This is a genomic window from Streptomyces sp. NPDC040410, from assembly GCF_055595715.1.
The window spans coordinates 89869-116000 of record NZ_JBVIVK010000008.1 but is presented as its reverse complement, the minus strand read 5'-3'; the positions used below and the strand labels follow the sequence as shown (position 1 = coordinate 116000).

Sequence of the window (26132 nt, the reverse complement as noted above, 5' to 3'; positions counted from 1 at the left end):
TCGGACCACAGCAGAAAATATGGTCAATGTCGCTGAAAGCGGGCATAACGACCTCGTGGATCGCGGGCACTTGGCAGTAGTCAGTCGATCCACCACAGAGCGGAGGACTCAGAGCATGGCCGGCGCGATGCGCAAGATGGCGGTCTACCTCGGCCTCGTGGAGGACGATGGGTATGACGGCCGCGGTTTTGACCCCGACGACGAATTCGAACCCGAACTGGACCCGGAGCCCGAGCGGGATCACCGACGGCACGAGCCGTCGCACCAGTCGCACCAGTCTCATCAGCTTCAAAGGGACGAATCGGTACGAGTGGTGCAGCCTCCGGCGCAGCGCGACCCGGTGCCCCATTCCGCTTCGCTAGCCGCGGAATCCGGGCGCCCGGCGCGCATCGCGCCCGTGGCGTCCATCACACAAGAACGCGCAAGTCTGGAGAAGAACGCACCGGTGATCATGCCCAAGGTCGTGTCGGAACGAGAGCCTTACCGGATCACCACGCTTCACCCCCGGACCTACAACGAGGCCCGTACCATCGGGGAACACTTCCGTGAAGGCACCCCTGTGATCATGAATCTGACTGAGATGGATGACACAGACGCGAAGCGACTTGTCGACTTTGCGGCCGGTTTGGTGTTTGGTCTTCACGGCAGCATCGAGCGGGTGACACAGAAGGTGTTCCTGTTGTCGCCTGCTAACGTCGATGTCACGGCGGAGGACAAGGCCCGCATCGCAGAGGGCGGGTTCTTCAACCAGAGCTGAGACGCACCATCGGAAACAGCAGCACCAGCAGCACGAAACAGGGGAGAGGGAAGCACAAGCAATGAGCGTGGTCCTGGATGTCGTCTACATCGCGCTGATGTGCTTCCTCATCGTGCTCATCTTCCGGTTGGTCATGGACTACGTCTTCCAGTTCGCCCGCTCGTGGCAACCCGGCAAGGCGATGGTGGTCGTTCTGGAGGCCACCTACACTGTCACTGATCCACCGCTCAAGCTTCTGCGGCGGTTCATTCCGCCGCTGCGTCTCGGGGGCGTGGCGCTCGACCTGTCCTTCTTCGTACTGATGATCATCGTCTACATCCTGATCTCCGTCGTGAGCCGGCTGTGAACGATACGGTCTTGCCGAATGCCGACGACTACGTTGAGGTGAAGAGATGCCGTTGACCCCCGAGGACGTGCGGAACAAGCAGTTCACGACCGTCCGCCTCCGAGAAGGCTATGACGAGGACGAGGTCGATGCCTTCCTCGACGAGGTCGAAGCCGAACTGACGCGCCTGCTCCGCGAGAACGAGGACCTGCGCGCCAAACTGGCCGCGGCCACGCGCGCTGCCGCCCAGAACCAGCAGAACATGCGCAAGCCTCCGGAGCCGCCGCAGGACCAGCAGCAGGGTATGCCCCCGGGCATGCCTCAGCCGGGCATGCCGCAGCAGGGCATGCGCGGTCCCGGCGCCCCCGTGCCCGCCGGGATATCGGGCCCGCCGCAGCAGCAGATGGGTGGCCCCATGGGTGGTCCGCCCCAGCTGCCGAGCGGTGCCCCGCAGCTGCCCGCCGGTCCCGGCGGCCAGGGTGGTCCGCAGGGCCCCGGCCCGATGGGTCAGGGTCCCGGCCCGATGGGCCAGCCCCCGATGCAGCAGATGGGCGGTCCGATGGGCGGCCCCATGGGCGGTCCGATGGGCGGCCCCGGTCAGGGCCCCGGCGGCGACAGCGCCGCCCGTGTCCTCTCGCTGGCCCAGCAGACAGCCGACCAGGCGATCGCCGAGGCTCGCTCCGAAGCGAACAAGATCGTCGGTGAGGCCCGCAGCCGCGCCGAGGGTCTTGAGCGTGACGCCCGTGCCAAGGCCGACGCGCTGGAGCGGGACGCGCAGGAGAAGCACCGTGTCGCGATGGGCTCCCTGGAGTCCGCGCGCGCCACGCTGGAGCGCAAGGTCGAGGACCTGCGCGGCTTCGAGCGCGAGTACCGCACCCGGCTGAAGTCGTACCTGGAGTCGCAGCTGCGTCAGTTGGAGACCCAGGCCGACGACTCGCTGGCCCCGCCGCGCACCCCGGCGACCGCGTCGCTTCCGCCGTCCCCGGCGCCCTCGATGGCTCCGGCCGGCGCGAGCGCCCCGTCGTACGGCGGCAACCAGGGCATGGGCGGTGGCCCGGCCCCCGCTGCCCCGTCCTACGGCGGTCAGCAGCAGATGTCCCCGGCGATGACCCAGCCCATGGCACCGGTGCGGCCGCAGGGTCCCGGCCCGATGGGTCAGGCTCCCTCGCCGATGCGCGGGTTCCTCATCGACGAGGACGACAACTGACGGCCTCTAGTACGCCTTAGGCGTCGGCAGCGTTCAGGGCGGGGCCCCGGAAAAATCCGGGGCCCCGCCCTTTTCCATGGGATCGAGTCCTTTCAGCGCTGGGGTGCGTGGCGCAGCTGGTCGTCGCGCCTCGACGGCATCTAGTGCCGCGTCAGCCAAGGTCCGCCCTGTCGCGACGCCCGGCACGCCCTCTCGCCGCACCGGCCGGAAGCCCACGTACGTCCAGCAAGGGCTTCCGGCCGGCAGGCCGAGAGCACGCACCAGACGCCGCTCCTCGACGGGCAAACCTTGGCTGACGCGGCACTAGGAGGACGCCGGTTCGAATCCGGCCCGCCCCAGTGCGTCAGCCGTACGAACGCACGCAACGCCGAATGCCCGGGCCTGCCAAGATTTTTCCGGGCGGGCCCTTCCGCGTCTGCCGGGAACGCCGAAGGTGCGGGAACGCTGGAGGCCCGGCCCCCTGTCTCGGCGGTTTGCAGGGGAGCCGGGCCTTCGCGGTCGCCGTGCCTACGCCTTGCGGAGGCGGAACGTCAGGGACAGGCCCTCGTCCGTGAACGGGGTGCCGTACGTGTCGTCCGCCCCGTCCTCGGCGCTGTGCTCATCCACGAAGGCCGTGGCGAGGACCTCGTCGGCGATCAGGTCCGCGTGCTCGGTCAGCGCGGCGACGACCGCCGGGTCCGTCGAGGTCCACCGGAGCACGATGCGGTCGGCCACATCGAGGCCGCTGTTCTTGCGGGCCTCCTGGATCAGGCGGATCGCGTCGCGGGCGAGGCCCGCCCGGCGGAGCTCCTCCGTGATCTCCAGGTCCAGGGCGACCGTCGCGCCCGAGTCGGAGGCGACCGACCAGCCCTCGCGCGGGGTCTCCGTGATGATGACCTCGTCGGGGGCGAGAGTGATCGTCTCGCCGTCGACCTCCACCGACGCCGTGCCCTCGCGCAGCGCCAGGGACAGGGCGGCGGCGTCCGCATCGGCGACGGCCTTGGCGACGTCCTGGACGCGCTTGCCGAAACGCTTGCCCAGGGCGCGGAAGTTGGCCTTGGCGGTGGTGTCCACCAGGGAGCCGCCGACTTCGGACAGCGAGGCCAGGGACTCGACGTTCAGCTCTTCCGTGATCTGCGTGTGCAGTTCCGGGTTCAGCGCCTCGAAGCCCGTCACGGCGACCAGCGCGCGCTTCAGCGGCTGGCGCGTCTTGACGCCCGACTCCGCGCGCGTGGCACGGCCCAGCTCCACCAGCCGGCGCACCAGCACCATCTGCTTCGACAGTTCCGGGTCGATCGCTGACAGCTCCGCCTCCGGCCAGGACGCCAGGTGCACCGACTCCGGGGCGCCCGGCGTGACGGGCACGACCAGGTCCTGCCAGACCCGCTCGGTGATGAACGGGGTCAGCGGGGCCATCAGCTTCGTGACCGTCTCGACGACCTCGTGCAGGGTGCGCAGCGCGGCCTTGTCCCCCTGCCAGAAGCGGCGGCGGGAGCGGCGCACGTACCAGTTCGACAGGTCGTCGACGAACGCCGACAGGAGTTTGCCGGCGCGCTGGGTGTCGTACGCCTCCAGGGCCTGCGTCACCTGGTCGGTGAGCGCGTGGAGTTCGGACAGCAGCCAGCGGTCGAGGACGGGCCGGTCCGCGGGGGCCGGGTCCGCCGCGCTGGGCGCCCAGCCGGCCGTACGGGCGTACAGGGCCTGGAAGGCGACCGTGTTCCAGTACGTGAGGAGAGTTTTGCGGACGACCTCCTGGATGGTGCCGTGGCCCACGCGGCGGGCGGCCCACGGGGAGCCGCCGGCCGCCATGAACCAGCGGACCGCGTCGGCGCCGTGCCGGTCCATCAGCGGGATCGGCTGGAGGATGTTGCCCAGGTGCTTGGACATCTTGCGGCCGTCCTCGGCGAGGATGTGGCCGAGGCAGACGACGTTCTCGTAGGACGACTTGCCGAAGACCAGCGTGCCGACGGCCATCAGCGTGTAGAACCAGCCGCGGGTCTGGTCGATGGCCTCGCTGATGAACTGCGCCGGGTAGCGGGACTCGAACAGGTCCTTGTTCTTGTACGGGTAGCCCCACTGCGCGAACGGCATCGAACCCGAGTCGTACCAGGCGTCGATGACCTCCGGCACGCGCGTGGCCGTCTTCTCGCACTGGGGGCACGCGAAGGTGACCTCGTCGATGTACGGGCGGTGCGGGTCAAGCTCGGACTGGTCGGTGCCGGTCAGCTCGGTCAGCTCCGCGCGGGAGCCGACGACGGTGAGGTGGTCGTCCTCGCAGCGCCAGACCGGCAGCGGAGTGCCCCAGTAGCGGCTGCGGGACAGGGCCCAGTCGATGTTGTTGTTCAGCCAGTCGCCGAAGCGGCCGTGCTTGACCGTGTCCGGGTACCAGTTGGTGTTCTCGTTCTCCTGGAGGAGACGGTCCTTGATGGCGGTGGTGCGGATGTACCAGGACGGCTGCGCGTAGTAGAGCAGCGCGGTGTGGCAGCGCCAGCAGTGCGGGTAGCTGTGCTCGTACGGGATGTGCTTGAAGAGCAGCCCGCGGCTCTGGAGGTCCTCGGTGAGCTGTTCGTCCGCCTTCTTGAAGAAGACGCCGCCGACGAGGGGGACGCCCTCCTCGAAAGTGCCGTCGGGGCGGACCGGGTTCACGACCGGCAAGCCGTACGCGCGGCCGACCTTGAGGTCGTCCTCACCGAAAGCGGGCGACTGGTGGACCAGACCCGTGCCGTCCTCGGTGGTGACGTACTCGGCGTTGACGACGAAGTGGGCCGCGGAGTCTGCCGGGAACTCCACGAGCTCGAACGGACGTTGATACGTCCAGCGCTCCATCTCCGCGCCGGTGAAGGTCTGGCCCGTGGTCTCCCAGCCCTCGCCGAGCGCCTTGGCGACCAGCGGTTCGGCGACGACGAGCTTCTCCTCGCCGTTCGTCGCCACGACGTAGGCCACCTCGGGGTGGGCGGCGACCGCGGTGTTGGAGACCAGCGTCCAGGGGGTCGTCGTCCACACCAGGAGCGCGGCCTGGCCGGCGAGCGGACCGGAGGTGAGCGGGAAACGGACGTACACGGACGGGTCGACGACCGTCTCGTAGCCCTGCGCCAGCTCGTGGTCGGACAGGCCGGTACCGCAGCGGGGGCACCACGGGGCGACGCGGTGGTCCTGGACCAGCAGACCCTTGTTGAAGATCTCCTTGAGCGACCACCAGACCGACTCGATGTACTCGGGGTCCATCGTGCGGTAGGGGTCGTTGAGATCGGCCCAGTAGCCCATGCGGGTCGTGAGCTCTTCGAAGGCGTCGGTGTGCCGGGTCACCGACTCGCGGCACCTGGCGTTGAACGCGGCGATGCCGTACGCCTCGATGTCCTGCTTGCCGCTGAAGCCGAGCTCCTTCTCGACCGCCAGCTCCACCGGAAGGCCGTGGCAGTCCCAGCCGGCCTTGCGTGCCACGTGGTAGCCGCGCATGGTGCGGAAGCGGGGGAAGACGTCCTTGAAGACGCGCGCCTCGATGTGGTGGGCGCCCGGCATGCCGTTGGCGGTGGGCGGGCCCTCGTAGAACACCCACTCGGGGCGGCCCTCGGACTGCTCCAGGCTCTTGGCGAAGATCTTCTGCTCGCGCCAGAAGTCGAGCACCGCGTGCTCGAGCGCGGGCAGGTCGACCTGGGCGGGCACCTGGCGGTACGTCGGCGTTGTCATCAGCGAGCTTCCTCCGGCGGACTTGCTGCCTTCCGTCCGGAGGGACGAGAGCTACGTCTGTGCGTACGCCGTCTGCGGCGCGCTCCCGCGGTACCACCCTCCTTGGCTCCCCGGCGCGCCGTGCACACCGGTGAGCCCCCTCATTGGGGTCGCGATGCCGGTTCTACCGCCCCTCGCGGGGTTTCTTCCGGCGGCTCCGGGGTGATCTTCACGTCGCGCTCGCCCCCGGGCTTCCACCGTCCCCGGGTCGCTCTGGGCTGCGTACGCCGCTACTCGTCCCCATCCACGCTTTTCGCTCCGCCCAGTGTACGGCGCCGCGGGGACAGCGGCCGACCGGTTTTCCCGCCCCCGGGAGCGGGCGCCCGTGATGCCGGGGATGACCCGAATGGCGAGAGTGCGCGCGCTCGGATTCCGGGACGTCGGGCTCGGCGGATTACCCCGCGGGGAGCTGGGCACAACGCATGCAGGTTGCCGCGCGGCATCCGCGTGGCGGGCGAATCGGGCGGTGTGGCCCGTTGCCGCGGGACCGAAGTCGATTTATCGTCCCAGCACGATTCGCGAGCAAGATCACAATATGTGAAGGGGCCGCGGCCATGGTGGCGAAGAAGACCGCCGTACAGCAGTCGGCGTCCGGCAGGTCCACAAGTGCCAAGGACTCCGGCGGTGCGGCCAAGGACCTCGGCGGGAAGAAGAGCGCGCAGGGCGTGTCCGCCGAGCGCGCGGCCAAGGCCGTGAAGACGGTGGGCGCGGGCGCGAAGGGGGCGACGAAGGAGCCGGCTGTCACGAAGACGGTCGCCAAAAAGCCGGCTGTCACGAAGACGCTCGCCAAGAAGACGGCTGTCCCGAAGACGGCTGCCGAGAAGGTGGCGGAGAAGGCAGCCCCCGCGAGGAAGGCCGCCGCGAAGAAGAGCTCAGCCACCAAGAATGCCGCGAAGAAGAAGGAGGTGGCTGCTTCCAGGGCGACCGCTTCCAAGGCGACCGTTTCCAGGGCGGCGTCCTCCAAGGTGGCGTCCTCCAAGGCGGCGCCTGCGAAGAAGGCAGTCGAGGCGGAGGGTCCCGAGAAAGCGGCGGTCCGGGAGACGGCGGTCGGACAGAAGGCAGTGACCACGAAGGCCGCCAAGAAGGCGGCGGCCAAGAAGGTGGCCAAGAAGGTGGTGGCCAAGAAGGTGGTGGCCAAGAAGGCAGCCGCCAAGGACACGGCCGCCAAGGAGACGGCCTCGAAGAAGGTGGCCACCAAGCGGGCCACTGCCCGCGGGAGCGCCGCTGGACAGGGCGGCGTCACCGGCGGCACCCCCACGAAGAGCGCGGCCAAGAAGAGTACGGCCAAGAAGAGTACGGCCAAGAAGGCGGGCGCGGCAGAGGCCGCGGAGCAGACGGGAGCCACGACGGTGGTTGCGAAGAAGACTCCTGGCACGGCCGCGGCGGCGAAGACCGCCCTACCGAAGGCACGGCTAGCTGCGGCGGTGGAGCCGGGCGAGCTCGCGGTGCGCCCCGGTGAGGACCCCTGGACCCCGGAGGAGGTCGAGGATGCGCGCGCGGAGCTGATGTCCGAGGGACAGCGGCTGCGCGACGAGATCACCTCGTCCGAGAACGCCGTCGCCGGCCTGATGCGGGACTCCGGGGACGGCGCGGGCGACGACCAGGCGGACACCGGCACCAAGAACATCACGCGCGAGCACGAGCTGGCCCTGGCGGCCAACGCGCGCGAGATGCTCGTCCAGACCGACCGCGCACTGAAGCGCCTCGACGCGGGCACCTACGGACTGTGCGAGAACTGCGGCAACCCCATCGGCAAGGCCCGGATGCAGGCCTTCCCGCGGGCCACCCTGTGCGTGGAGTGCAAGCAGAAGCAGGAACGCCGGTACTGAGGGGTATCTGGGCGCCCGTGGGCGTGCCGTACCCTCGTCCTCAGTCAGGTACCTAGGTTGAGGGACTCACGTGGCAGAGGCGGAGCGGATCATCGGTACGCCGGATTCCCCGGAGGGGGACGGGGCCGAGCCGGAGCAGTCGTCCAGTCCGGGCGGGCGGGAGAGCGACGGCGCGCGGTCCGGGGGCAAGCGGCGTATCGCCGTCCTGTTCGCGGTCGCCGCGTTCGCGTACGTCCTCGACCTGGTCAGCAAGATGATCGTGGTCGCCAGGCTGGAGCACCACGCGCCGATCGAGATCATCGGGGACTGGCTGAGGTTCGAGGCGATCCGCAACGCGGGCGCGGCCTTCGGCTTCGGTGAGGCCTTCACCGTGATCTTCACGCTGATCGCGGCGGCCGTGATCGTGGTGATCGCCCGGCTCGCCCGCAAGCTCTACAGCCTGCCCTGGGCGATCGCGCTCGGCCTGCTCCTAGGCGGTGCGCTCGGCAACCTCACCGACCGGATCTTCCGCTCGCCGGGCGTCTTCGAGGGCGCGGTCGTCGACTTCATCGCGCCCAAGCACTTCGCCGTCTTCAACCTCGCCGACTCGGCGATCGTGTGCGGCGGCATCCTGATCGTCCTGCTGTCGTTCAAGGGCCTCGACCCGGACGGGACCGTCCACAAGGGCTGAGGCCGCGAGGGGTCGTCCACAGACTGCCGTACTGCGGTGTCTCACCCGTCCGGCATACTCGACGGGTGAGCACGCTTCCCGAGATCCGTAACCTGCCCGTGCCCGACGGCCTGGAGGGCGAGCGCGTCGACGCCGCCATCTCCCGCATGTTCGGCTTCTCCCGGACGAAGGCCGCCGAACTCGCCGCGGCGGGGAAGGTCACGGTCGACGGCTCGGTGGTCGGGAAGTCCGAGCGGGTGCACGGCGGGGCGTGGCTCGAGGTGGAGATGCCGCAGGCGCCCGCGCCGGTGCAGATCGTCGCGGAGCCGGTCGAGGGCATGGAGATCGTGCACGACGACGATGACGTGGTCGTGATCGTCAAGCCGGTCGGCGTCGCCGCGCACCCCAGCCCCGGCTGGACCGGGCCGACGGTCATCGGCGGGCTCGCCGCCGCCGGGTACCGCATCTCCACGTCCGGCGCCGCCGAGCGCCAGGGCATCGTGCACCGCCTCGACGTGGGCACGTCCGGCCTGATGGTGGTCGCCAAGTCCGAGTACGCGTACACGTCGCTCAAGCGGCAGTTCAAGGAGCGCACGGTCGACAAGCGCTACCACACGCTCGTACAGGGCCACCCCGACCCGACCAGCGGCACCATCGACGCGCCCATCGGCCGACACCCGAACCACGACTACAAGTGGGCGGTCACCGCCGACGGCAAGCCCTCCGTCACGCACTACGACCTCATCGAGGCGTTCCGCGCGGCCTCCCTGCTGGACGTCAAGCTGGAGACCGGCCGCACGCACCAGATCCGCGTCCACATGGCCGCCCACCGCCACCCGTGTGTCGGCGACCTGACGTACGGCGCCGACCCGACCCTCGCCAAGCGCCTGCGCCTGACCCGCCAGTGGCTGCACGCCGTACGGCTCGGCTTCGAGCACCCCGGGGACGGGCAGTGGGTGGAGTTCGCCTGCGACTACCCGGCCGACCTGCAGAAGGCCCTGGACCAGGTCCGCGAGGAGACATACGCGTGAGCCTCCCGTCGTACGGGGTGCGCGTCGCCGAGCACCCCGCCGGCCGCGAGGCTGCATGAGGTGATGGCGGCGCGAGGCGAGGCGGGGGCGGACCCGGAGGTGGTGGACCGGGTGCTGCGGCAGCTGGACATGCGGAGTCTGCGGTGATCCACCACCCGTGCCGCGCCCGTTTCCGGCCGGCGCGAGGCGGGCGCCGTACGTCAGTTCCGTCGTGCCGTACCGGGGTCGGGAGCAGTGCGTACGCGGCGGCCGAGGCCGGCCCGCACCCCTACCGCCCATGACCTGGCCCGCGGGTGCGGGGCAGCGCGCCGGCCGGACGTGCCGGGACGCCCGGGATGTGGCCGCCACCTTGCACCGCGGCCCTCCCCGGGCGCCGGGCACGTCACCTCGCAGTCATCCTGGTCGACGGTGGAGCCGAGCACGGGCGGCGACGGTCAGCGGCCCGGCCTCGGCGGCTCGTGCACGCGGCGCTGAACTCCCCCGTCGCGGGACACAAGACCGTTGGAGCGGCCGGGTGCCGGCGTCGCGTCCGCGGTGCTGACCTTGGGCAGCGCGTACGGGTGCTCCTCGGACAGCCAGCGGATCATCCGCTCGCGGACCGTGACCCGGACCGTCCATATGTCGTCGGCGTCCTTGGCGGTCACCAGCGCCCTGACCTGCATGGTGTTCGGGGTGGTGTCCGTGACGTCGAGGCCGTGGGCGCGGCCGTCCCAGGCCGGGCACTCGCGCAGGATGTCGCGCAACATGTCGCGCATCGCGTCCAGCGGTGCCGCGTGGTCGAGGTGCCAGTAGACGATGCCGGTCATCTGGGGCGTGCCGCGCGACCAGTTCTCGAAGGGTTTGGACGTGAAGTACGAGACGGGCATCGTGATCCGGCGTTCGTCCCACGTCCGTACGGTCAGGAACGTCAGGGTGATCTCCTCGACCATGCCCCACTCGCCGTCGACGACGACCGTGTCGCCCAGGCGCACCATGTCGCCGAACGCGATCTGCAGCCCGGCGAACATGTTGCTGAGCGTGGACTGGGCCGCGACGCCGGCGACGATGCCGAGGATGCCGGCCGAGGCCAGCAGTGAGGCGCCCGCCGCGCGCATCGCCGGGAACGTCAGCAGCATGGCGGCGGCGGCCACCACACCGACTACCGCGGACACCACCCGCATGATCAGCGAGACCTGGGTGCGCACGCGCCGGAGCCGGGCCGCGTCGCGGTGTGCGCGCGCGTAGCGGCTGTAGGACGTCTCGACGATCGCGGCGGCGATCCGGATGACCAGCCAGGCGGCGGCTCCGATCAGCACCAGGGTGAGCGTCCGGCCGATGCCGACCCGGTGCTGCTCCAGCAGCTGGGCCTCGTCGTACGACCCTCTCAGCATGGCCGCGCACAGAACGAGCTGGTACGGGATGCGGCCGCGGCGCAGCAGCCCCCACAGCGGCGTCTCGCTGTGCCGGTCGTCGGCCTTGCGCAGCAGGCGGTCGGTGGCCCAGCCGATGAGCAGGGTGAGCAGGACCGAGGCGCCGACCACGATCAACGGGCGGAGTACGTTCTCCATGCCCGAGAACGTAACCGGCCCCGGCGGGTGATGAACATGTGATCTCGGCGCGATTGTGGGTACGGCCGGGGACCGGCGCTGTCGTACCCGGCTGGCACCATGGCCTCATGAACATCATGCTCTTTCACTCGACCCATGGCCTCAGGCCCGCGGTGCGGGAGGCCGCGGACCGGCTGCGCGCCGCAGGGCACGAGGTGTGGACGCCGGACCTCTTCGAAGGGCGTACGTTCGAGACGGTCGAGGAGGGCATGGCCTTCAAGGACGAGATCGGCAAGGACGAGCTGCTCAAGCGGGCCGTCCTGGCCGCCGCACCGTACTCGGAACGGGGGCTGGTCTACGCGGGGTTCTCGCTCGGCGCCTCGATCGCGCAGACCCTCGCGCTCGGCGACGAGAAGGCGCGCGGGCTGCTCCTCCTGCACGGCACCTCGGACATCGCCCCGAGCGTCTTTGTGGACGAGCTGCCGGTGCAGCTGCACGTGGCCGAGCCGGACCCCTTCGAGACCGACGACTGGCTCAGCGCCTGGTATCTGCAGATGGGCAGAGCGGGCGCCGACGTCGAGGTGTACAGATACGCCGGGGCCGGCCACCTGTACACCGACCCCGGCCTGCCGGACTACGACGAGGAGGCCGCCGAGGCCACCTGGCGGGTGGCGCTCGGCTTCCTCGAAGCCCTGTAGTTCCTCGAAACCCTGTAGCTCCTCGAAACCCAGTGGTTCCTCGAAACCCCGTACTCCGCTCGGTGGGTCACGACGCTCAGCCGGCGGCCCGGTAGGCCGCCCAGCTCTGCTGCATGCGCGTCACCTGGCCCGCGGTGAACTGGTACATGCAGGAGTCGTACGTGTAGTCCATGAAGTTGTGGATCGGGTCGACGCCCGTCTTGTTGACGCAGGTGTCGCGCCCGGTCGGGCACTGGAACGCGGCGCTCTTCTCGGCCGGTGTGTCGGAGACGTAGTCGCCCTTGCCGTTACAGCCGCCCTGGAAGGTGTGGTACAGGCCCATCCAGTGGCCGACCTCGTGCGTGGCGGTGTCGCCCTCGTCGTAGTTCGTGGCCGAGCCGCCCGGCAGCGAGGCATCCAGGATGACGACGCCGTCCATGGCCGGGCTGGACTTGTAGGAGCTGGGGAAGGTGGCCCAGCCGAGGAGGTCGTCGCCGAGGTTGGCGCTGTAGACGTTGAGGGCGTTCGCGCCGCCCTTGCGGAGGGCGGACTTCATCGCCTTCTCCGCCGCCGAGCCGCTGCTGACGTTGTACCAGGCCGCGTTGTCCGTGTAGTCGGTGCCGGCCAGCGTGAACTGGAAGCCGGAGTCGGCGTTTCCGGTGCCCTGGCCGGCGTAGGCCGCGTTCAGCACGCTGATCTGGCTGTTGACGGCGGAGGCGCTGAGCTTGCCGGTGGTGCCGTCGTGGATGACGTGGAAGTACACCGGGATGCTGGTGGAGGCGGCGGCAGCGGACAGGCGCTGCCGGCTCAGGCCCAGCTTGTCGAGCCTCTTGTCCAGATCGGCGTCCATCGCCTGGGCCCTGGCGGTGCTGATCTCGTTGGGCTCGGCGATGTGGTCGCCTGCCTTGGGACGGGCCTCGCGGGCGACGGCGTTCGTGGCCTCGTCGGCGCAGTCGGAGGCGGCCGGAGTCCTGGCCGCGGCGACGCTCGTGGGCGCCGAGAGGGGAGAGAGCATCAGGGTGCCGGCCACGACGGCCGTGCCGAGAAAACGTCTGCGCGTCAGGGGAGATATCCGGGCAAGCGCACGCATGCTGGCTCCTAGCGGATGCGGTGGGGAGAGGGGCGCAGGGATCCTTCCTGGCCCGCCCGGAGATTACGTGGACATGCCCAGAGCCGGAGAGAAACGTTTCGGCCAATCAAGTGCCTGGCAAAGAGGGGTGAATGCCGCCGCTCGGGCGGGTGGTGTGTCCGAATTCGGAACGCGGCTCGCACCACCCGCCGTGCTGGCGTGATGTCCGGACAACGGCTCTCCGATGAGTAGCCGTTGGCCGGAAACCGCTCATCTCACACAGGATTTACACGGGGTCGTACGTCCGCTCGACCTTCTGCGTGCCGCTGCGCGTGCGGTACGAACGGCTCCAGGAGGAGGCCGCCGAGACCTTCGTGCGGTCGGACACGACGTAGTAGTCCATCTGCGCCCGGTCGGCGGTGATGTCCAGGACGCCGTAGCCGTGGCGGTCGGTGTCGACCCAGTGCACATGCCGGTTGGCGGCCCTGATGATCGGTGCGGCGATCGCTGAGACCGTGCCCTCGGGGACCTGCACGATGTCGTCGAGGTTGTCGGAGGTGACCGAGGTGACGACGAACTCCGTGGCGGCCGATGCGGACAGCGGGTACGTACCGGCGTCCACCGGCACGTCGTTGGCCCACGCCATGTGGATGTCGCCGGTCAGGAAGACGGTGTTGCGGATCGCGTGGGAGCGCAGGTGCGCGAGAAGCTCCCGGCGGTCGTCCGTGTAGCCGTCCCACTGGTCGGTGTTGAGGGCAAGGCCCTCCTGCGGCAGACCCAGCAGTTCGGCCAGCGGCTTCAGCAGGTCCGCGGAGAGCGAGCCGATGGCGAACGGCGAGATCATCACCGAGTTGCCGACCAGCCGCCAGGTGGTGTCGGACGCCTTCAGGCCCGCCTTCAGCCAGTCGAGCTGAGCCCGCCCGGTGAGCGTACGGTCCGGGTCGTCCACCGAGCCGTTGCCGACCTTGACCTGCTGCGAGCGGAAGGAGCGCAGGTCGAGCAGCGAGAGGTCGGCGAGCTTGCCGAAGCGCAGCCGGCGGTAGGTGGTGCCCGCGATCGCCGGGCGCACCGGCATCCACTCGAAGTAGGCCTGCCTGGCGGCCGCCTGACGCGCGGACCAGGCGCCCTCGGCGCCCTCGGTGTGGTTCTCGGCACCGCCCGACCAGGCGTCGTTGGCGAACTCGTGGTCGTCCCAGATGGCGATGACCGGAGCCACGGCATGCAGGGCCTGGAGGTCGGCGTCGGTCTTGTAACGCCCGTGCCGGGTGCGGTAGTCGGCGAGGGTGAGGATCTCGTGGGTGGGCGCGTGCGGGCGTACGACGGTGCCGCGTGTCCCGTACTCGCCGGTGCCGTACTCGTAGATGTAGTCGCCCAGGTGCAGCCAGGCGTCGAGGTCGCCGCGGGCCGCGAGATGACGGTACGACGAGAAGTAGCCGGCCTCCCAGTTGGCGCAGGAGACCACGCCGAAGCGGAGGCCGGACACGGCCGCGTCCGCGGCGGGCGCGGTGCGGGTGCGGGCGACGGCGGAGTCGGTGCCCCCGGCGGAGAAGCGGAACCAGTAGTCGGTCGCGGGTTCCAGGCCGCGGATGTCCGCCTTGACGGTGTGGTCGGAGGCTGCGGTTGCGGTGAGCGAGCCCTTGGCGACGACGTTCGTGAACGCCTTGTCCCTGGCGACGGTCCAGCTGACCTCGGTGTCCGGGCCGAGCCCTGAGCCGGGTATCGCCTCGGGGGTGGGCGTCACCCGGGTCCACAGCAGGATGCCGTCGGGCAGCGGGTCACCGGAGGCGACACCGTGCAGGAAGGCGGGGGCGGTTGCGGCCCGGGCGGGAACGGCGGCGGCGAGCGGGCCGGCCAGGACCGCGGTGGCGGCTGCGGCCTTGACCACCGTACGGCGGCGCGGGGACAGCGAGTTGGCGCCGTCGTGAGAGGAGGGTGTGCTCTCGGATGAACTGTATCGACTGGTCACGACCGATCAGGTTACTGATCGGTATGAGCGAGAGCGGGCGAACTCGCGAAAGTTCGCCCGCTCTTCTCCCGGCGGTCGGTCAGGCCTTGAGCGCCGCGTCGACCAGCGAGGTGAAGTCCGCCACCGTCATGGGGGGGTTGCCGTCGGAGGTGGAGAGCATCTTGCCGTCCATGACGAAGCTCGGAGTACCCGTCACCTTGTCCTTGTTGGTGTCGAAGGTCTTCGACATCGCCAGCGCCCAGGCGTCGTACTTACCGCTCGTGACGGCGTTCTGGAACGTCTTGTTGTTCTTCAGCGCGGAGACCGTGTCGGCGACCTCGATGAGGTAGTCGTCGCTCTTGAACTTGTCGTCCGACTCCTCGGGGTGGTACTTCGCCGAGTAGAGCGCGGTCTTGTACTCCAGGAAGGCCTCCGGGCTCACGTTCAGCGCCGCGCCCATGGCGCTCATCGCGTTCTTGGAGCCCTCGCCGCGGCTGCCTATCCTGCCCTTGCCCAGCGCGTCGCCGTCGAGGAACGTGCCGCCGATGTACTGGATCTTGAACTTGCCGTCGTCGAAGTACTTGTCCACCGTCGAGCCGACGGTCTGCTCGAACGAGGCACAGACCGGGCAGCGCGGGTCCTCGTACACCTTGAGGGTCTTCTTCGCGCTGCTCTTGCCGATGACGACGGTCGTGCCGTTCGTGCCCGTGGTGTTGGCCGGGGCGACGACCTTCTCGTCCTTCACGGCCTCCCAGTGGCCGGGCTTGTTGGCCTGGACGATGGCGTAGCCGATGCCACCGGCCAGCGCCAGGACGCCCACGACCGAACAGGCCACGATGACCTGCCGCTTGACCTTCGCGCGCTTGGCCTGGCGCTCGCGCTCCAAGCGCAGCCGCTCACGGGCCGCCGTCTTCGCCGCCTGGCTGTTCCGCTTGCTCATGTTGGTGATCTCCATGGGGACGCGCACACCTCGTGTGCGGGATATGCAGGGGGACTGCTCGGTGCTCAGGTGCCGTTCAGAGGAAGGCGACGGAGCAAGGCGGTCCACGGCGTCCCAGGGAGTGCACGAGGATCCGGTCGCGGACGGCGGTCGTACGACGGCCGGGGTGCGTGGGCCGGCGTACCGCCGGGGCGCGCCGGACCGTCACCGCGGCGACCGCCAGCAGCAGCGGCCGGAACGTGGTCGCCGCCACCGCCCCCAGCACCTGGGCCAGCGCCCGCTCGCCGCGGCGCAGCCACGCGGCGGCGAGGAGTCCGACGCCCACGTGCGCGCCGAGCAGGAGCCAGGCGGTGGCGGGGTCGGCATGGGCGATGAGGGCCGCGAGCCGGTCGGTGTCGGTGCCGGTCACCCGGGCCAGCGGGGTACCCACGTCGGTGCCGCCGGCGCACAGCACGTCGAATCCGACGGAGCGCAGGGGGCCCGCGACCGGGCCGCCCGCCCGGCCGTAGCAGACGTGCTGCCCGGTGGTGAAGACCGTGTCGGCGGCCAGCTCCAGCGGGACCAGCAGGGCGGCGATCCGCCCGAAGCCGCGCTCGCGGCCCGCGAGGGCGTAGGCGACGGTGAACACGGCGACGGCGATCGCCGCCACCGTGTTCAGCGGCAGGGGGGCGCGGGACAGCAGTACGTGCGACGCGGTACTGAGCGTCACGACGACAGCCGTGAACAGCGCCGCGCGGAGCGCTCGTAGCTGGGTCCCGGATATGTCCATGGCGGAGGAGAGTCTGTCACGTGGGCCTGTAAGGGACCCCTAAAGGGTCCCCGTGAGGCGGCGGACCGACGGCAGACCGTCAGAGACCCGGAATCCGGCCGTTGCGGAACAGGTCCACGAAGATCTGGTGGTCGGCACGCGCGCGTGCGCCGTAGGCGTGCGCGAAGCCGGTCAGCAGATCCGCGAAGCCGTCCTCGTCGGCCGCGATCGCCGCGTCGATGGCCCGCTCGGTGGAGAAGGGCACGAGGGACTCGCCGGACTGGTCGTCCGCCGCCCCGTGCATGGTGGCGGTGGCCCGGCCCAGGTCGGCGACGACCGCGGCGACCTCCTCCGGGTCGTCGATGTCGCCCCAGTCGAGGTCCACGGCGTACGGCGACACCTCGGCGACCAGCTGGCCGGTGCCGCCCAGTTCGGTCCAGCCCAGCCACGGGTCGGCGTGCGCCTGCAGGGCGCGCTGGGAGATGACCGTGCGGTGGCCCTCGTGCTGGAAGTAGTCGCGGATCGCCTGGTCCGTGATGTGGCGTGAGACCGCGGGGGTCTGGGCCTGCTTGATGTAGATCACGACGTCGTTCTCCAGGGCGTCGCTGTGGCCCTCGAGGAGGATGTTGTACGACGGCAGACCCGCCGAGCCGATGCCGATGCCCCGTCGGCCCACCACGTCTTTCACGCGGTACGAGTCGGGGCGGGCCAGGGACGTCTCCGGCAGCGTCTCCAGATAGCCGTCGAAGGCAGCGAGCACCTTGTAGCGCGTGGCCGCGTCCAGCTCGACGGAGCCGCCGCCGGGCGCGAAGCGGCGCTCGAAGTCGCGGATCTCGGTCATCGAGTCGAGCAGTCCGAAGCGGGTGAGGGAACGGGCGTCGCGCAGCGCGTCCAGGAGCGGCCCCTCGGCGGTGTCCAGGGTGAAGGGCGGCACCTCCTCGCTCTTGGCGCCGGTGGCCAGGGCGTGGATCCGCTCGCGGTACGCGCCCGCGTACACCCGCACCAGCTCGGTGATCTGGTCGTCGCTGAGAGCCTTCGCGTACCCGATGAGCGCGATGGAGGCGGAGAAGCGCTTGAGGTCCCAGGTGAAGGGGCCGACGTACGCCTCGTCGAAGTCGTTGACGTTGAAGATCAGCCGGCCGTTGGCGTCCATGTAGGTGCCGAAGTTCTCGGCGTGCAGGTCGCCGTGGATCCACACGCGCGAGGTGCGGTCGTCCAGATACGGGCCGCCCCGCTTCTCGGCGTCGAGGTCGTGGTAGAAGAGGCACGCCGTCCCCCGGTAGAAGGCGAACGCCGAGGCCGCCATCTTCCGGAACTTCACGCGGAACGCGGCCGGGTCGGCGGCCAGCAGTTCGCCGAAGGCGGTGTCGAAGACGGCGAGGATCTCCTCGCCGCGTTGCTCGTCGTTGAGCTGCGGTACCGACATCGCTGGGTGCCTCCTGGTACAGGTGGTGCGTGACGTGTGGGACAGGTGTGGCGTCCGTCCGGACGGCTCTCCCCGCCCCCTTCCAACGCATGAAGGTACGCGGTAGTGCCCGCCGGGTGTCAGTCCCGAGGCATAGACTTCGACGCTGACCCCCGGACTGTCCGCCTGCCTGTCGTCGAGCGTTTCCCTTGGAGGCCACGCCGTGTCAAAGCCGCCGTTCACGCACCTGCACGTCCACACCCAGTACTCCCTGCTGGACGGTGCCGCGCGGCTCAAGGACATGTTCGACGCGTGCAACGAGATGGGTATGACCCATATCGCCATGTCCGACCACGGCAACCTCCACGGGGCGTACGACTTCTTCCATTCCGCGAAGAAGGCCGGAATCACCCCGATCATCGGGATCGAGGCGTATGTCGCCCCAGAGTCCCGGCGCAACAAGCGCAAGATCCAGTGGGGCCAGCCGCACCAGAAGCGCGACGACGTGTCCGGTTCGGGTGGTTACACGCACAAGACGATCTGGGCGGCGAACGCGACCGGCCTGCACAACCTCTTCCGGCTCTCCTCGGACGCGTACGCCGAGGGCTGGCTGCAGAAGTGGCCCCGCATGGACAAGGAGACCATCGCCCAGTGGTCCGAGGGGCTCATCGCCTCCACCGGCTGCCCCTCAGGCGAACTGCAGACCCGGCTGCGCCTCGGCCAGTACGACGAGGCACTGAAGGCTGCCGCCGACTACCAGGACATCTTCGGCAAGGACCGCTACTTCCTGGAGCTGATGGACCACGGCATCGACATCGAGCACCGGGTCCGCGACGGCCTCCTCGACATCGGCAAGAAGCTCGGCATCCCGCCGCTGGTCACCAACGACTCGCACTACACGTACGCGCACGAGGCGGTCGCCCACGACGCCCTGCTGTGCATCCAGACCGGCAAGAACCTCTCCGACCCGGACCGCTTCAAGTTCGACGGCACCGGCTACTACCTGAAGTCCACGGACGAGATGTACGCCATCGACTCCTCGGACGCCTGGCAGGAGGGCTGCCGCAACACGCTTCTGGTCGCCGAGCAGATCGACACCGGCGGGATGTTCGAGGCGAAGAACCTCATGCCCAAGTTCGACATCCCCGAGGGCTACACCGAGGTCACCTGGTTCCAGGAGGAGGTCCGCCGCGGCATGGAGCGCCGCTTTCCCGGCGGCGTCCCGGAGGACCGCCAGAAGCAGGCCGAGTACGAGATGGACGTCATCATCCAGATGGGGTTCCCGGGCTACTTCCTCGTGGTCGCCGACTTCATCATGTGGGCCAAGAAGCAGGGCATCGCGGTCGGTCCGGGCCGTGGCTCCGCGGCCGGTTCGATCGTCGCGTACGCCATGGGCATCACCGACCTCGACCCGATCCCGCACGGCCTGATCTTCGAGCGGTTCCTCAACCCCGAGCGCGTCTCCATGCCCGACGTCGACATCGACTTCGACGAGCGCAGGCGCGTCGAGGTGATCAGGTACGTGACGGAGAAGTACGGCGCCGACAAGGTCGCCATGATCGGCACCTACGGAAAGATCAAGGCGAAGAACGCCATCAAGGACTCCGCGCGCGTGCTGGGCTACCCGTACGCCATGGGCGACCGCCTCACCAAGGCGATGCCCGCCGACGTCCTGGGCAAGGGCATCGACCTGAACGGCATCACCGACCCCTCGCACCCCCGCTACAGCGAGGCGGGCGAGATCCGCTCGATGTACGAGAACGAACCGGACGTCAAGAAGGTCATCGACACCGCCAAGGGCGTCGAGGGCCTGGTCCGGCAGATGGGTGTGCACGCCGCCGGCGTGATCATGTCCAGCGAGACCATCACCGAGCACGTGCCCGTCTGGGTCAGGCACACCGACGGCGTGACCATCACACAGTGGGACTATCCGAGCTGCGAGTCGCTCGGCCTGCTGAAGATGGACTTCCTCGGCCTGCGCAACCTGACGATCATGGACGACGCCGTGAAGATGGTGAAGTCCAACAAGGGCATCGACATCGATCTGCTGAGCCTTCCGCTCGACGATCCGACGACCTTCGAACTGCTCCAGCGCGGCGACACCCTCGGTGTCTTCCAGTTCGACGGCGGCCCCATGCGCTCGCTGCTGCGGCTGATGAAGCCCGACAACTTCGAAGACATCTCCGCCGTCTCCGCGCTCTACCGTCCCGGCCCCATGGGCATGGACTCGCACACCAACTACGCCCTGCGCAAGAACGGCCTCCAGGAGATCACGCCGATCCACAAGGAGCTCGAAGAGCCCCTCAAGGAGGTCCTGGACGTCACCTACGGCCTGATCGTCTATCAGGAGCAGGTGCAGAAGGCCGCCCAGATCATCGCGGGCTACTCGCTCGGCGAGGCCGACATCCTCCGCCGCGTCATGGGCAAGAAGAAGCCCGACGAACTGGCGAAGAACTTCACCATCTTCCAGGCCGGCGCCCAGAAGAACGGCTACAGCGACGAGGCGATCCAGGCCCTGTGGGACGTGCTGGTCCCGTTCGCCGGATACGCCTTCAACAAGGCGCACTCGGCCGCCTACGGCCTGGTCTCGTACTGGACCGCCTACCTCAAGGCCAACCACCCCGCCGAGTACATGGCCGCCCTGCTCACCTCGGTCAAGGACGACAAGGACAAGTCGGCCGTCTACCTCAACGAGTGCCGGCGCATGGGCATCAAGGTGCTCCCGCCGAACGTCAACGAGTCGGAGTCGAACTTCGCCGCGCAGGGCGACGACGTGATCCTCTTCGGCCTCTCCGCCGTCCGCAACGTCGGCACGAACGTCGTCGAGTCGATCATCAGGTGCCGCAAGGCCAAGGGGAAGTACGCCTCCTTCCCCGACTACCTCGACAAGGTCGAGGCCGTGGTCTGCAACAAGCGGACGACGGAGTCACTGATCAAGGCCGGTGCCTTCGACTCCATGGGGCACACCCGCAAGGGCCTCACCGCGCAGTACGAGCCGATGATCGACAACGTGGTCGCGGTCAAGCGCAAGGAGGCCGAGGGGCAGTTCGACCTCTTCGGCGGCATGGGCGAGGAGGAGACCAGCGAGCCCGGCTTCGGACTCGACGTCACCTTCACCGACGAGGAGTGGGACAAGACGTATCTGCTCGCCCAGGAGCGGGAGATGCTCGGTCTGTACGTCTCCGACCACCCGCTCTTCGGCCTGGAGCACGTGCTGTCCGACAAAGCGGACGCGGGCATCGCCCAGCTCACCGGAGGCGAGCACGCGGACGGTGCCGTGGTCACGATCGGCGGCATCATCTCCGGTCTCCAGCGCAAGATGACCAAGCAGGGCAACGCCTGGGCGATCGCCACGGTCGAGGACCTCGCGGGTTCCATCGAGTGCATGTTCTTCCCGGCGACGTACCAGTTGGTGTCGACCCAACTCGTCGAGGACGCCGTCGTGTTCGTCAAGGGCCGCCTCGACAAGCGCGAGGACGTGCCGCGCCTCGTCGCGATGGAGCTGATGGTTCCCGACCTCTCCAACGCGGGCACCAACGCGCCCGTGATCCTCACCATCCCGGCCACGCGGGTCACTCCGCCGATGGTCAGCCGCCTCGGCGAGATCCTCAGCCACCACAAGGGCGACAGCGAGGTCCGGATCAGGCTCCAGGGACCGACCAAGACGACCGTGCTGCGCCTCGACCGGCACCGGGTGAAGCCGGACCCGGCACTCTTCGGCGACCTGAAGGTGCTGCTGGGCCCGTCGTGTCTGGCCGGTTGACCGACTGACGGTCGTATACGGCGAGTGAGCCGAAGGGGCGCGGCGATGCCGGCTTGAGCACCCCGGAGGCGAACCGAGCCCTGAACAAAGGGGGGCGCACCTGGTACCGGGTGCGCCCCTCGGACGTGCCGGGCTTCAAAGCCCTTTATACAGATCTCAGTTGTGACCGAAGCGCTTCTGCCGGCCCTTGCGGGCCATGTCACCGGGGGTCACCTGCGTGACGCGCTGCTCGGCGTGCGTCTCCAGCGAGGACTGCTGCACCTGCTGACCGCGCTCGGGCTGCGGCTGCCTGCGCTCACGGTTCTTGTTCTTGGCCATGGAGATCTGCCTCCTGTTGGGGGTCTAGGGGCCAGGGCCGGGACCAGATTCACATAGGCTGACAAGGAGTGCATTTCGGATAATTACCGTGTGTGACAGGGAATGTCGCAGGCGAGATCACGAAACGCCACGCCGAAGATCGAGTTCGGGCCGTTAACACCCGTGCGGTCGGGCAGACTCGAAGCAAGCCCGAAGCAAACCTCCCGGAAAGAGGGTGGATCGCGTGGACCGCTGCATCGTCCTGGTGGACGCCGGGTATCTGCTGGGGGCCGCCGCCAGTCTTCTCGCCGGGGAGCCCTCCCGCTCCCGGATCACCGTCGACCACGCCGCCCTCATCCAGGGGCTGCGCGAGCGCGCCGAGTCCGACACGGAACGGCCCCTGCTGCGCATCTACTGGTTCGACGGCGCCCCCGACCGCGTCCCGCAGCCCGAGCACCGCAGGCTGCGTGTGATGCCCCGGGTCACCGTCCGGCTCGGCGCCCTGACCCGCAGCGACGGCCGCTGGGCCCAGAAGGGTGTGGACGCCGCGATGCACGCCGAGCTCACCGAGCTGGCCCGCAACCGCGCCTGCTCCGACGTCGTCCTGGTGACCGGCGACGGGGACCTGCTGCCGGGCATGATGGCCGCGAAGGAGCATGGCGTCGCCGTACACCTGTGGGCCGTGCAGGCCGCCGACGGGGACTACAACCAGTCCGAGGACCTGGTCGCCGAGGCCGACGAGCGGCGGGTGCTCGACCGTACGTGGATCACCAAGGCCGTACGGGCCAAGGAGCTCGGCGGGATCTGCGCCCCGCCGCCCGTGCCGCGCCCGGAGATCGCCGCGATCCTGTCGGCGCCGCTGCCCGATGCCGCGCTCGCCGCGGCGGCCGAGCGCACCGCCGACGAGGGCGAGCACGCCGCGGCGGGCGCCGCCTCGGACAACGGCACGCAGCAACGCGTGCCCGCGACCAAGGGCGTGCCCACCCCGAAGGACCTGGCGGCCCTGCGCGCCCCCGGCGTGCAGCCCGCTCAGCATCCCGCCTCCGCCACCCTTCGCTGGTCCTCGGACAAGGGCTGGGTGGACCGTCCCGGTGCCGCCGCCGAGCCCGCCGAGGTCGCGTCGATGCCGACGCTCGCCCAGCTGACCACGGCCGAACAGCGCTGGGCCGACCGCGAGGAGGACATCACCACGGTCGGCGGCGACCCCTACGAGGTCGGGCAGGTCTTCGCGCGGCGGTGGATGGAGCGGCTGGGGGACCAGAGCCACCTGCAGAATCTGTCCGGGATGTATCCGCGCATCCCGCACCGGATCGACGGCGAGCTGCTGCGGTACGCGGCCCGGTTCGGGCTGCTCGCGCACAAGGACGACCAGATCGACGAGCACGACCGGTACGCGATCCGGGCCGGGTTCTGGCGGGAGATCGACGTACGGACGGCGGCCGAGCACGCGCCTGCCGGCGAATGAGCCGATCGGGGTGGGCTCCGGGCGCCCCCTCTTTCGTGGTTGATCGCCGTGGCGGCGGACATGTGTACTGCGGCGGATTCGGGTGTGCGGGCCGCCCCGGGGCCTTGTGCGGCTTCCGGACCCCGTAGGCTCGTCCCTTGTGAGTACGCGCGCGGCACAGGCACTTCGGCACGGTGGCGATGTCGTGTGTGCGGTGCGCGGGCTGACCAAGACCTATCCGGCGGTGCGCGGCCGGCGCGGCACCCCGGCGACGCCCGAGGTCCGGGCCACCGACGACGTACGGCTGGACATCCGGCGGGGTGAGATCTTCGGGCTGCTCGGCCCGAACGGTGCCGGCAAGTCCACCCTGGTACGGCAGCTCACCGGGCTGATGCGGCCCGACCGCGGCAGTGTCGAGATCCTCGGCCACGACATCGTGCGCCATCCCGAGCGGGCCGCTCGGATCCTCGCCTACCTCGGGCAGGAGTCGACCGCCCTCGACGAACTGACCGTGTCCCTCGCCGCCGAGACCACCGGACGGCTGCGCGGCCTGGACGCGCGGCGGGCACGGGCCGAGCGGGACGCCGTACTCGACGAACTGGGGCTCGCGTCGCTCGCCGGACGGCCGCTGAGGAAACTGTCCGGAGGCCAGCGCCGCCTCGCGTGCGTCGCCGCCGCACTCGTGGGGGAGCGGCCGCTGCTCGTCCTCGACGAGCCGACCGCCGCCATGGACCCGGTGGCCCGGCGGGCGGTCTGGTCAGCCGTCGACCGGCGCCGTGCCGAGCACGGCACGACCGTCCTGCTCGTCACCCACAACGTCATCGAGGCCGAGACGGTCCTGGACCGGGTCGCCGTCCTCGACCGGGGACGGGTGATCGCCTGCGACACCCCGTCCGGGCTCAAGGAGCAGGTCGCCGGTGAGGTGCGGGTCGTCCTGGTGTGGCGCGAGACGGCCCCGCTGCACGTCCCGGAGGTCGCCGCGCTGCGAGAGCGGGCCGTGGAGTCCGGCCGCCGCTGGACGCTGCGGCTGGCCCCGGAGGAGGCCCGTGCGGTCGTCGCCACGGTCACCGGCGGGGCCGCCTTCGCCGCACTGGACGACTTCACGCTGGCCACGCCGAGCCTGGAGGACGTGTATCTGGCGCTGGGCGGCAACACCCAGGGGCTGGTGAAGGCATGAGCACGTGGACCGCCGAATCCGTATGGGACAGGGCGACTGCCAAGGCGAGGAGGAGCAGCGCGACGTGAGTGTCGTACCCGCTGAGGTTCTGCCGGGCGGTGCCCTGGCCGTGGAGGAGACCGCCGGGCGCCCCGCGGCCGAGCTCGGGCCGCGTGCGCGGCTGTGGCCGTCGCTGGCGGCCGTGTACCGGGCGCAGCTGTCCCGCGCGCGCGTCGCCCGGATCCCGCTGCTGTTCGTGGCCACATTCCAGTCGGTCGGGATCATGATCCTGATGCGGGGGGTCGTGGACGGCGGGGGAGAGGCGCAGGCGGTGGTCGCCGGGTCGGCGGTCCTCGTCGTGGCCTTCGTCGCGCTGAACCTGCTGGCGCAGTACTTCGGCCAGCTGCGGGCGAGCGGCGGGCTCGACCACTACGCGACGCTGCCGGTACCGCCGGCCGCCGTGGTGCTGGGGGCGGCGGGCGCGTACGCGTCGTTCACCGTGCCGGGGACCGTGGTCACGGCGGTGTTCGGGTGCGTGCTGTTCGGGCTGCCGCTGACGCATCTGTGGGTGCTCGCGGCGGTGATCCCGCTGGCGGGAGCGGCGCTGGCCGGTCTCGGTGCCGCACTCGGTCTGCTCGCGCCGCGCCCCGAGCTGGCCACGCTGCTCGGGCAGCTGGGCATGTCCGCGGCGCTGCTGCTCGGGGTGCTGCCGGCGGACCGGATGCCCGAGGCCGTGCGGTTCGCCCGGGATCTGCTGCCTTCCACGTACGGCGTGGAGGCCCTCGCGCGGACCTTCGGCGCGCGTCCCGACTGGGCCGTCGTGCTCGGTGACCTCGCCGTGTGCGGGGGTGTGGGCGTGGTGTCGCTGGCCGTCGCCACCTGGGCCTACCGCCGGGCAGCCGTCCGGTGACGCGCCGCACAGGCAGGCCTGGCACGATGTCAGGGTGACCGCACCGTTGACTCCTCCTCCGCATGAACAGTCGCCGCACAACGCGTGGCAGCCGCCGGGTGCCGGGCATGTGGCTCCCGCGCCTCATGACGCCGCGTACGGCGGGCATGCCGGGTACGGCGGTCACGGCGGTGACGAACAGGACGGCCCCGGGATGAAGACCGAAGTGCGGGAGGCCGCCGTGATCACGGTGGCGGTGGCGCTCGCCGGGGTGCTGCTGGGAGTGCTGTGGTGGTGGCTGGCGCCGCACGTGCCACTGGTCGGTGACGTGGTGGACAAGCGCTGGGTCGTCTATCTCAAGGACACCGAGGGGGAGCAGGCGATCGGGGTCGACGGAACGTTCACTCTGCTCGCCCTGGCGTTCGGGGTCGTGAGTGCGGTGGTCGTCTTCCTCGTGCGGCGGCGTGGCGGAGTGCCGGTGGTGGTGGCGCTGGGGGTCGGAGGACTGCTCGGGTCGCTGCTGGCCTGGCGGGTCGGGGTGTGGCTCGGGCCCGCGCAGGATGTGATCGCCCATGCGAGGTCCGTGGGCAAGGGGGTCACGTTCTCGGCCCCGTTGAAGCTCGGGGCGAAGGGGGCGTGGCTGGCGTGGTCATTGGCCGCGCTGCTCGTGCATCTCGGGCTGACGGCGTTGTTCGGGCCTCGGGATGCGGAGCCGGACCCGTATCAGCAGCACGGGGGGTACGGGGCGCCGCCGGCCGCGTAGGGCCCGG

The 26132-nt window shown here is 69.9% G+C and carries 20 protein-coding genes; 12 read left to right on the top strand and 8 right to left on the bottom strand.

The window, feature by feature from the left end; translation table 11 throughout:
* Positions 1–115: 115 nt before the first annotated feature.
* From ACZ562_RS18420 to ACZ562_RS18410, 3 genes are all read left to right on the top strand, one after another.
* The gene (locus tag ACZ562_RS18420; RefSeq protein ID WP_471179884.1) at positions 116–757 is read left to right on the top strand and encodes a cell division protein SepF; all 642 of its coding nucleotides are present in this window, start codon (positions 116–118) and stop codon (positions 755–757) included.
* A 61-nt stretch (positions 758–818) separates the two neighbouring features.
* Positions 819–1103 (top strand): YggT family protein, encoded by a 285-nt coding sequence (locus tag ACZ562_RS18415; protein ID WP_033318070.1) that lies wholly within the window; start codon positions 819–821, stop codon positions 1101–1103.
* 46 nt (positions 1104–1149) lie between these two features.
* The gene (locus ACZ562_RS18410; protein WP_471179880.1) at positions 1150–2289 is read left to right on the top strand and encodes a DivIVA domain-containing protein; all 1140 of its coding nucleotides are present in this window, start codon (positions 1150–1152) and stop codon (positions 2287–2289) included.
* 507 nt (positions 2290–2796) lie between these two features.
* Here the strand turns inward: ACZ562_RS18410 and ileS are convergent.
* Positions 2797–5955, bottom strand: a complete 3159-nt coding sequence (gene ileS / locus ACZ562_RS18405; RefSeq protein WP_471179877.1) for an isoleucine--tRNA ligase — start codon at positions 5953–5955, stop codon at positions 2797–2799.
* Positions 5956–6548: 593 nt separating this feature from the next.
* On the opposite strand from ileS, the gene ACZ562_RS18400 reads away from it, so the two are divergent.
* From ACZ562_RS18400 to ACZ562_RS18390, 3 genes are all read left to right on the top strand, one after another.
* Positions 6549–7823: a TraR/DksA family transcriptional regulator gene (locus ACZ562_RS18400; protein ID WP_471179875.1), complete on the top strand. Its 1275-nt coding sequence runs from the start codon at positions 6549–6551 to the stop codon at positions 7821–7823.
* Positions 7824–7893: 70 nt separating this feature from the next.
* On the top strand, positions 7894–8493 hold the full coding sequence (gene lspA / locus ACZ562_RS18395) for a signal peptidase II (RefSeq protein WP_471179872.1): 600 nt from the start codon (positions 7894–7896) through the stop codon (positions 8491–8493).
* A gap of 65 nt (positions 8494–8558) precedes the next feature.
* Positions 8559–9503, top strand: coding sequence for an RluA family pseudouridine synthase (locus tag ACZ562_RS18390; RefSeq protein ID WP_471179869.1), 945 nt, complete (start codon positions 8559–8561; stop codon positions 9501–9503).
* Positions 9504–9937: 434 nt separating this feature from the next.
* Here the strand turns inward: ACZ562_RS18390 and ACZ562_RS18385 are convergent, their stop codons facing one another.
* Entirely contained in the window at positions 9938–11050 is a 1113-nt protein-coding gene (locus tag ACZ562_RS18385) for a mechanosensitive ion channel family protein (protein WP_471179866.1), read from the bottom strand.
* Positions 11051–11157: 107 nt separating this feature from the next.
* Between ACZ562_RS18385 and ACZ562_RS18380 the strand changes: the two genes are divergently transcribed.
* A complete protein-coding gene (locus ACZ562_RS18380; protein WP_471179863.1) occupies positions 11158–11727 on the top strand; it encodes a dienelactone hydrolase family protein in 570 nt (189 codons plus the stop codon).
* Between the two features lie 76 nt (positions 11728–11803).
* Here the strand turns inward: ACZ562_RS18380 and ACZ562_RS18375 are convergent, their stop codons facing one another.
* The 5 genes from ACZ562_RS18375 to ACZ562_RS18355 form a co-directional block, all read right to left on the bottom strand.
* Entirely contained in the window at positions 11804–12796 is a 993-nt protein-coding gene (locus ACZ562_RS18375) for a zinc metalloprotease (RefSeq protein WP_471179860.1), read from the bottom strand.
* A 265-nt stretch (positions 12797–13061) separates the two neighbouring features.
* The gene (locus tag ACZ562_RS18370) at positions 13062–14741 is read right to left on the bottom strand and encodes an alkaline phosphatase D family protein (RefSeq protein WP_471179857.1); all 1680 of its coding nucleotides are present in this window, start codon (positions 14739–14741) and stop codon (positions 13062–13064) included.
* A 79-nt stretch (positions 14742–14820) separates the two neighbouring features.
* Positions 14821–15660, bottom strand: a complete 840-nt coding sequence (locus ACZ562_RS18365; RefSeq protein WP_471180322.1) for a thioredoxin domain-containing protein — start codon at positions 15658–15660, stop codon at positions 14821–14823.
* A 76-nt stretch (positions 15661–15736) separates the two neighbouring features.
* Entirely contained in the window at positions 15737–16429 is a 693-nt protein-coding gene (locus ACZ562_RS18360) for a hypothetical protein (RefSeq protein WP_471179854.1), read from the bottom strand.
* 79 nt (positions 16430–16508) lie between these two features.
* On the bottom strand, positions 16509–17834 hold the full coding sequence (locus tag ACZ562_RS18355) for a DUF2252 domain-containing protein (protein ID WP_471179852.1): 1326 nt from the start codon (positions 17832–17834) through the stop codon (positions 16509–16511).
* A gap of 202 nt (positions 17835–18036) precedes the next feature.
* Here ACZ562_RS18355 and dnaE point away from each other — a divergent pair, with 202 nt between their 5' ends.
* Positions 18037–21576, top strand: coding sequence for a DNA polymerase III subunit alpha (gene dnaE, locus ACZ562_RS18350; protein WP_471179850.1), 3540 nt, complete (start codon positions 18037–18039; stop codon positions 21574–21576).
* A 156-nt stretch (positions 21577–21732) separates the two neighbouring features.
* Here the strand turns inward: dnaE and ACZ562_RS18345 are convergent, their stop codons facing one another.
* On the bottom strand, positions 21733–21894 hold the full coding sequence (locus tag ACZ562_RS18345) for a hypothetical protein (protein ID WP_471179847.1): 162 nt from the start codon (positions 21892–21894) through the stop codon (positions 21733–21735).
* A gap of 223 nt (positions 21895–22117) precedes the next feature.
* On the opposite strand from ACZ562_RS18345, the gene ACZ562_RS18340 reads away from it, so the two are divergent.
* The 4 genes from ACZ562_RS18340 (at position 22118) to ACZ562_RS18325 (ending at position 26125) form a co-directional block, all read left to right on the top strand.
* Positions 22118–23338 carry an NYN domain-containing protein gene (locus ACZ562_RS18340; protein WP_471179844.1) on the top strand — a complete coding sequence of 407 codons (1221 nt, stop codon included), beginning with the start codon at positions 22118–22120 and terminating at the stop codon, positions 23336–23338.
* A 184-nt stretch (positions 23339–23522) separates the two neighbouring features.
* Positions 23523–24494 (top strand): ABC transporter ATP-binding protein, encoded by a 972-nt coding sequence (locus tag ACZ562_RS18335; RefSeq protein ID WP_471180320.1) that lies wholly within the window; start codon positions 23523–23525, stop codon positions 24492–24494.
* Positions 24495–24558: 64 nt separating this feature from the next.
* Positions 24559–25383 (top strand): ABC transporter permease, encoded by an 825-nt coding sequence (locus ACZ562_RS18330; protein WP_471179841.1) that lies wholly within the window; start codon positions 24559–24561, stop codon positions 25381–25383.
* Between the two features lie 34 nt (positions 25384–25417).
* Complete coding sequence (locus ACZ562_RS18325; RefSeq protein WP_471179838.1) at positions 25418–26125, top strand: AAA family ATPase; 708 nt, start codon at positions 25418–25420, stop codon at positions 26123–26125.
* Positions 26126–26132 lie beyond the last annotated feature (7 nt).